Source organism: Pseudorhodobacter sp. (assembly GCF_030452865.1).
GTDB lineage: Bacteria > Pseudomonadota > Alphaproteobacteria > Rhodobacterales > Rhodobacteraceae > Pseudorhodobacter.
Genome location: NZ_JAKDLJ010000173.1, coordinates 1 through 7,319, shown reverse-complemented (window position 1 = coordinate 7,319; position 7,319 = coordinate 1). Strand labels below are relative to the sequence as shown.

Sequence of the window (7,319 nt, the reverse complement as noted above, 5' to 3'; positions counted from 1 at the left end):
TAGCCCAAGCCATGTTCTGCCTGCAAGTCGGCCATAAGGTTCAGGATTTCGCCCTGCACCGACACATCCAGCCCCGCTGTCGGCTCATCCGCGATGATCAGCGCGGGGTTCAGCGCCAGAGCACGCGCCACGCCAACACGTCGGGCCTGTCCACCTGAAAGCTGATGCGGAAAGCGTGACAACAGCGGGCGGGGAAGCCGCACCATATCGGCCAGACGCTCGGCCTCATGGTCCAGATCGACGCCTTTGATGCCGTGGATCAACAGCGGCTCTACAATCAGGGCCCGCACGGTTTTGCGCGGTGAAAGTGAGCCGTTCGGGTCTTGAAACATCATCGCCATATTGCGGCGCAGCGGTTTGAACTGGCGTTCGGTCAAAGATTGGATTTCCCGATCCTGAAAGCGCACCTGACCGCCGCTGACCGGTACGAGATTTAGAATGGCGCGGCCAAGCGTGGTCTTGCCCGAGCCGCTTTCGCCCACCAAGCCCAGCGTTTCACCCGCCCGCAGGCGCAGGCTGACATCCAGCACCGCGTCCAATGGTTTTGGGCGCTTGCCAAGCAAGTGAGCGATCAGCCCGCCGCCAACAGTGAAGCGCACGTTGAGATTGTCCACCTCTAAAAGCTGCGTCGTTGGGGCGGCTTTGGCCACCATCGCCGCAGGGGGGGGCGCGACGATCGGCGGCAGATCGGGGCTGCCTTCGGTCAACAAATGGCAGCACGCGACGGCACCCGTGGCCGAAGCCACCGGCGGCGGCGCATCTGTGCGGCAAAGCGGCATCACATGCGCGCAACGTTCCGCAAAAATGCATCCTTGGCGCGGTTGCGACAGATCGGGGATATCGCCCGCAATGATCGGCAGGCGCGGCGAGCGATGCAGGATGCGCGCCGGGTCGCAATCTAGCAAGGCGCGGGTATAGGGGTGGCGGGCGTGATGGAAAATCTCGCGCACATTGCCAGTTTCAACCACTTCGCCCGCATACATCACCACCACATCATCGCAAAGCTCGGCAATCAGGCCAAGGTTATGTGAAACAACCACAACCGTCGCCTGAATCTCGGCCTGCAACTGCTTGAGCAAATGGATGATCTGCGCCTCCATCGTGACATCAAGCGCGGTGGTAGGCTCGTCTGCCAGCAAAAGCTTGGGGCCGGTCAGCAAGGCCATCGCGATGCCCGCGCGCTGGCGCATGCCGCCGGAAAACTGATGCGGGTATTGGCTGATGCGCAGGGCAGGGTCAGGAATGCCAACCTTTTCCAGTATCGCCACGGCCTCTTGGTGCTTCTCGGCGCGACTGGTTGGGCGGCGATACAGAATGTCGCGCATCTGGCGATCATAGGTTATCAGCGGCGACTGCGATGTCATCGGGTCCTGGAACACCACCGAGACCTGCTCGCCGCGCATGGCACGGCGCGCAGGTTCAGACATGCCAAGCACATCGACGCCGTCCAAGGAAATCTCGCCCGCCCGCACCCGCGCGTTTTCGGCCAAAAGCCCGATGATCGACCACAGCACAGTGCTTTTGCCCGAACCACTTTCGCCGACAATGCCGAGGATACGCTGACGCTTCACGGCAAAGCTGATATCGCGAAGTGCCTTGATTGGGCCGCGCCGCGTTTGGAAGTCGACGGACAATCCATTGATATTCAGCAAGTTATCCATGATTATCGCCCCTTTGTCATGCGCGGGTCGAACACATCACGGAGCGCTTCGGCCAGAAAAGTAAAGCCAAGCGTGGTCAAGATCAGCGGCACACCCGCCGCCACGACCATCCAAGGCGCATCGCGGATCACCAGATAGCCCTCGTTCAAAATCGTGCCCCAACTGGCGGTCGGTGGGGTCACACCCAAGCCCAAAAAGCTGAACCCCGCCTCGATCGACACCACCACCGGCACATCCATTGCCGCCAGAATCAGCAAGGGGCCAACCACATTCGGCAGGATATGGTGGCCAAGAATGCGGGCGGTTGACGCACCCAGCGCGCGCTCGGCCTGAATGAATTCAGTCCCGCGCAGGGAAAGCGCGGCGGTGCGGGTGACACGGGCATATTGCGGAATCGAGGTGACGATGACGATCACCAACACCAGCCCAAGGCTGGGCCCGGTCAAAGCGACCGTAGCAAGGCCAAGAATAATGGTCGGGAACGCACGCACCGAATCAAAGATCAACAGCAACAGCGCATCCAGCCAGCGCGGGCCAAAGGCCGCAATCATCCCCAAAAACAATCCGATCACCATAGACAGCGACACGCCGAGGGCGGCGATTTTTAGCGCCACTCGCCCGCCGTAGAGAAGCCGCGACAACGTATCGCGACCCAGTTGGTCGGTACCGGCAAGGTGGCTTAGCGATGGGCCGGACAATCGTGCAGGAATGTCCATCGCGTTGGGATCGTAAGGTGCAAACAGCGGGGCGAAGATCGCGCTAGCAAAGAAGGCGACGACCAGCACAAGGCCCAAGACCCCCTGCCAACCTGACAAAAAGGCCATAAGCCGCTCGCGGCGTTCGCTACGCGCCGATTGGCGCTGGGGGTCAGAGTGAGTTACGGACACGGGGATCAATCCAGCTGACAAGGATGTCGGACATCAAGACGACGCCGATATAAAGGGCTGTGGCGACGACAACGGCGCCCTGCACGATGGGAAAATTCCGTGCCAGCACGGAATCGTAGATCAGTTTACCTATCCCTGGCCTTGCAAAGATAATCTCGGCAAAGACTGCCGCCGAGATCAACCCGCCAAAGCCCATGCCGATCAGCGTGATCGTTGGCAAGATAGCCACCGGCAGGGCATAGCCAAAGATCACTCGGGCGGGTTTCAACCCGAAGGCGTGGGCCGAGCGGATATAGGGTTCTCCCATCACCTCAAGCATCGAGGCGCGGACCATTCGGGCCAGATAGCCGACCCAGCTAAGGCCGACGGCAAGAGCGGGCATGATCAGATGCACCGCCTGATCGGGAATATTGCCCGGATCTCCCGCGCCCATAGCCGGCAACCAGCGCAGGTTGACCGAAAAGATCAGCAGCGCCCAGATCGACATCAGGAAAGACGGGATGGCAATGGTGCCAACCGATAAGACAGCGCTAATCCGGTCCAGCCATGAATTCGGGCGCACCGCCGCAAGACAGCCCAGTGGAACCCCCAAAGCAACCGCCCAGCCCATTGCGGCGGCCATCAGCGCCAGGCTGAAACCGATCTGTTCCCCGATGATGGTTGAAACCTTGCGATCCGAGAACACGTCATTGCCCAGATCGCCCGTGACCACTTGCCCCGCATAGGTGGCAAATTGCATCCAGACCGGCTTGTCCAGATTCATCTTTTCTGAATAGCGCTGAATTGCCTCGGGCGAGGCGCGCGGACCAAGGGCGATGGTGGCCGGATTGCCCGGTATCAGCCGCAACAGCAAGAACAGCACCAAAAGCACCGTCACGACCACCGCGACCGAAAGGCCAAGCCGCTTTATAAGATAGGTTAACATACGCCCCTGCCCATTGGTGACGGAACCCGCGCGGAATTTTCGCCGCGCGGGCTGAATTCAAGCCTAAGTGTGGCTGAAATGGCGATAGTCCAACTCGCCCGACGGGGCGGCGTTGATGGCGATGTTTTCGGGATGCACATAGGCCTCGGGCTCATGGCAGATCCAGACGTAGGCGCCGGTTTCTTCCATTATATCTTGCATGCGCAGATAGATTTCAGTGCGCTTGGCTTCGTCGCTTTCCGCGATGCCCTGCTCATAAAGGCTGTCGTATTCGGCGTTCTTCCAACGCTCCCAGTTCCAGATGCCGACTTGCGACGACACAAACCACTGCGTTGCCTCATACGGGTCTGGCGTCCCTGCAAAGCGCATGGTCCAAAGCTCCAGATCTTTCCAGGTATCGCCAGCAGACTCGGTGCCCATTTCCCAAAACGGGCCACTGTCGAGCGGGATCACGTTCAGCGTGATGCCAACAGCCGCCAGATTGGCTTGAATAATCTGCGCGGCCAGCATCGGCTCTTGGGTGTTCAGCGACCGGATCGACAGCGAAAGGCCGCTTACGCCTGCCTCGGCCAGCAGCGCACGGGCCTTTTCAGGATCGTAGCTGTAGGATTTCGTCGCGGTGCGGTGCCCGATCAGGCCGGGACAGACGACGCCAAAGGATTTTGCCGGAACGTTGGAATAGGCTGCGGCAATGATCGAGTCCACATCAACGGCATGTTGAATGGCCTGACGCACCTTGATGTCCTGCAATTTGGGATGTTCGGTGTTCATGCCCATCCACATATATTGCAACTGGCCCGCAGTGGTGATTGCGGCACCGGCAGGCATCGCGGCCTTATAGCGCGCCATCGTGTCTGTGCTAAGTTCAGTGCAGTCCAATTCGCCCGCCTCGAACGCCAGTTCCGCGGCTTTGGTTTCCGAAATCACCCGCAGCAAGACCTTGTCATAACCGGGCTTTGGACCGGTCCATTCCGGGTTGGTCGAGAAGGTGGCACTTTGCCCCGGAACCTGATCATAGACATAAGGACCGCAAACAGCGGGGAATTGCGTGGTGAACTTGCCACCTGCTGCACCCACAGCCTTTTCGCACAGGATTGCCCCCGGACCATGGCACAAGGTCACCATGAAGAACGGCGCGAAAGGTTTGTTCAGCACCAAGGTGCCGGTGCGATCACCCGTTACCTCGACATGATCCAAAGCATCGAAATAGCCGCCCCAATCGGTGCCTTTCATTCGCTCATAGGAGAATTTCACGTCCGAGGCCATCAAAGGGCCGTTTCCGCCCGACCAGACCAGCCCGTCAGCCAGTTCAAAGTCAATGTGGGTTGGGTCGCGCAATTCCAGCTTGGTGACGAAATAGGTTGGCTCCCATGTGAAGCTGTCGCCGTCGCGCTTGTATTGCGCCAGAAAGGGAAGGCATTGCTTTTGTGCTTCAATCTCGGTGCCGCCGATCATATAGCCGGGGTCAAGGATTTTGTTGTCTCCATCAAGGCGCAAGCGCAGTGTGGTCTCGCCTGCTGCTTGCAATTCGGCGGGGGTCAGTCCGACAAGGCTGAGCGCACCAATCGCTGTGCCCGTCGCCAGAAAGCTACGCCGTGAAAGGGTCAACTTAGTCATTCTACTCTCTCCCTGTTGCCTATTATTGCGCAAAGTTGAGCACAGGCTAATATTTTTATCTACTGCGCTGCATTTCGCGACTTGACGCGAAGGTAGCTTCACTATGCGATGGGGCATGGAAAACGATCTGGCGCAAAACCTTGCACTTCTGTGCAGCTATCATAGCTCTATTGCCGAGGCCTGTCGTCGGTTGCAGATCAATCGGCAGCAGTTCAACAAATACCTCAGCGGCCAATCCCACCCTTCACGTCGCAATATGCGCAAGCTTTGCGACTTTTTCGGTGTGACAGAAGCTGAAATCCTGATGGAACCGGCGCAGTTCGAGCAGATCGTGGCGCTCAAGCGCAAACCTGATCCGCTGCCGCAAATGCGTAGACCGCTTTTGCACCTTGAGGCACTTTACCGGCGCAGCCTGTCGATGGAAAAATATGTCGGCTATTACTACCGATACTTTTACTCATTCGGAAACAAAGGCTTGATTACCCGATCCTTGGCAACCATCTATGCCGATGGCGGGCGGTATTACTGGAAGAATATCGAAGTTCTGCGCGATCCAGATACCGGAAAAACCAAAGGGATGAACAAGTATACCGGTGCTTTGTTCTATTTGGCCGACCGAATCCACATCATCGAATATGAGACTCTGGATTTCAAATCCATCACGCAAGTCACACTTTATGCCAGTCACCAGCACCGTTTGCTGCGGCTGATGGGAATTCAAACCGGCGGGCCGACGCGGCGGGGGCGTAAGCCCGGAGCGTCAAAAGTGGCGTTGGACTTTCTGGGGCGGGATGTGGATTTACGCAAGGCGATGGCACGAATTGGCATGTTTCATCCCGATTCGGGTGAAATTCCGGCGGATATTGTTGCTTTGGTTGCCAATGACGTGCCCCCCGGCGCATATGTGCTGGAGGTGGACGAACCTTGATACCAGACGGCGCGCAAAGCCTGCGCGCCGTTTGAGTTTTGTTAGCCGAAGACCTTGGCCACAGCTTTTTTCGCCGCTGCAATCACCACATCGGCCTCGTCACGGGTGATGCACAGTGGCGGGGCAAAGCCAAGGATATCACCCTGCGGCATTGCGCGCCCGATCACGCCTTGTTCCAAGAGCGCAGTCGCCACAGCCGGGCCGATTTTGCGCGCCGGATCAAAGAAGCGGCGGTCGTCGCGGTCTTCGACAAATTCCACCGCCGCCATCAAACCATCGCCACGCACCTCGCCGACATTGGCATGACTTCCCAAGGCGTCGGCCAGACCCGCGCGGAAATAGGCGCCGGTATCCCCTGCGTTTTGCACAAGGCCCATCTCGTCGATCAGCTTGAGGTTCGCCACCCCCGCCGCCGCACAGATCGGATGCGCCGAATAGGTCCAGCCGTGGCCAATGGGCCCAAGCTGGTCCGAGCCTTGCACCAGAACCTGCCACATGCGATCCGACACAATTGATCCGGACAAGGGCGCATAGGCCGAGGTCAGGCCCTTGGCGATGGTGATCAGATCCGGCTCCATGCCGTAGTGATCCGAGCCGAACATCGTGCCCAGACGGCCAAAGCCGGTGACGACCTCATCGGCCACCAAGAGGATGTCGTATTTCTTAAGCACCGCCTGAATTGCCGCCCAATAGCCTTTCGGGGGTGGCACCAAACCGCCGGTGCCCAAGATCGGCTCACCAATGAAGGCTGCAATGGTATCCGGCCCCTCGGCCAGGATCATTTCCTCCAGCTTTTCTGCGCAATCCGCGCTGAATTGTTCCTCGGACATGCTGCGATCTGCACGACGATAGAAATAGGGGGCCTCGGTGTGCAGGATCGGCGCACGCGGCAGATCAAAATTGTTGTGGAACACCGCAAGGCCCGTCAAGCTGCCGGTCATCACGCCCGAACCGTGATAGCCACGCCAGCGCGAGATGATCTTTTTCTTTTCGGGGCGGCCAAGGATATTGTTGTAATACCAGATCAATTTGATGTTGGTCTCATTGGCATCCGACCCGGATTGACCGAAATAAACCCGGCTCATGTTCTTGGGCGCGCGCTCGATGATCATGCGGGCAAGGGTGATCGAGGCTTCGGTGCCATGGCCGACATAAGAGTGATAATAGGCCAGCTCATGCGCCTGTTTGGCGATGGCTTCGGCGATCTCGGTGCGGCCATAGCCGACGTTGACGCAGTAAAGCCCTGCAAAAGCGTCAAGGCTGCGCTTGCCGTCGCTATCTGTGATATAAACCCCCTCGCC

Annotated in this window: 6 protein-coding genes; 1 reads left to right on the top strand and 5 read right to left on the bottom strand. The window is 58.7% G+C overall.

Annotation, left to right across the window (positions count from 1 at the left end; translation table 11 throughout):
- From L0H65_RS11180 to L0H65_RS11165, 4 genes are all read right to left on the bottom strand, one after another.
- A partial coding sequence (locus tag L0H65_RS11180) for an ABC transporter ATP-binding protein (protein WP_301459051.1) occupies positions 1–1,661 on the bottom strand: 1,661 nt, incomplete at its 3' end.
- Between the two features lie 2 nt (positions 1,662–1,663).
- Positions 1,664–2,485, bottom strand: coding sequence for an ABC transporter permease (locus L0H65_RS11175; protein WP_301459050.1), 822 nt, complete (start codon positions 2,483–2,485; stop codon positions 1,664–1,666).
- 43 nt (positions 2,486–2,528) lie between these two features.
- Positions 2,529–3,473, bottom strand: a complete 945-nt coding sequence (locus tag L0H65_RS11170; protein ID WP_301459048.1) for an ABC transporter permease — start codon at positions 3,471–3,473, stop codon at positions 2,529–2,531.
- Between the two features lie 63 nt (positions 3,474–3,536).
- Positions 3,537–5,090, bottom strand: coding sequence for an ABC transporter substrate-binding protein (locus L0H65_RS11165; protein WP_301459047.1), 1,554 nt, complete (start codon positions 5,088–5,090; stop codon positions 3,537–3,539).
- A 115-nt stretch (positions 5,091–5,205) separates the two neighbouring features.
- Here L0H65_RS11165 and L0H65_RS11160 point away from each other — a divergent pair, with 115 nt between their 5' ends.
- Positions 5,206–6,018: a helix-turn-helix transcriptional regulator gene (locus tag L0H65_RS11160; protein WP_301459045.1), complete on the top strand. Its 813-nt coding sequence runs from the start codon at positions 5,206–5,208 to the stop codon at positions 6,016–6,018.
- 41 nt (positions 6,019–6,059) lie between these two features.
- Here L0H65_RS11160 and L0H65_RS11155 read toward each other — a convergent pair.
- Positions 6,060–7,319, bottom strand: a 1,260-nt coding sequence (locus L0H65_RS11155) for an aspartate aminotransferase family protein (RefSeq protein WP_301459044.1), incomplete at its 5' end; no start/stop codon positions are given.

Coding starts and splice junctions, on each gene's coding strand:
- L0H65_RS11175 (WP_301459050.1), bottom strand. CDS start 2,485: ATGGCCTTTTTGTCAGGTTGGCAGGGGGTCTTGGGCCTTGTGCTGGTC.
- L0H65_RS11170 (WP_301459048.1), bottom strand. CDS start 3,473: ATGTTAACCTATCTTATAAAGCGGCTTGGCCTTTCGGTCGCGGTGGTC.
- L0H65_RS11165 (WP_301459047.1), bottom strand. CDS start 5,090: ATGACTAAGTTGACCCTTTCACGGCGTAGCTTTCTGGCGACGGGCACA.
- L0H65_RS11160 (WP_301459045.1), top strand. CDS start 5,206: ATGGAAAACGATCTGGCGCAAAACCTTGCACTTCTGTGCAGCTATCAT.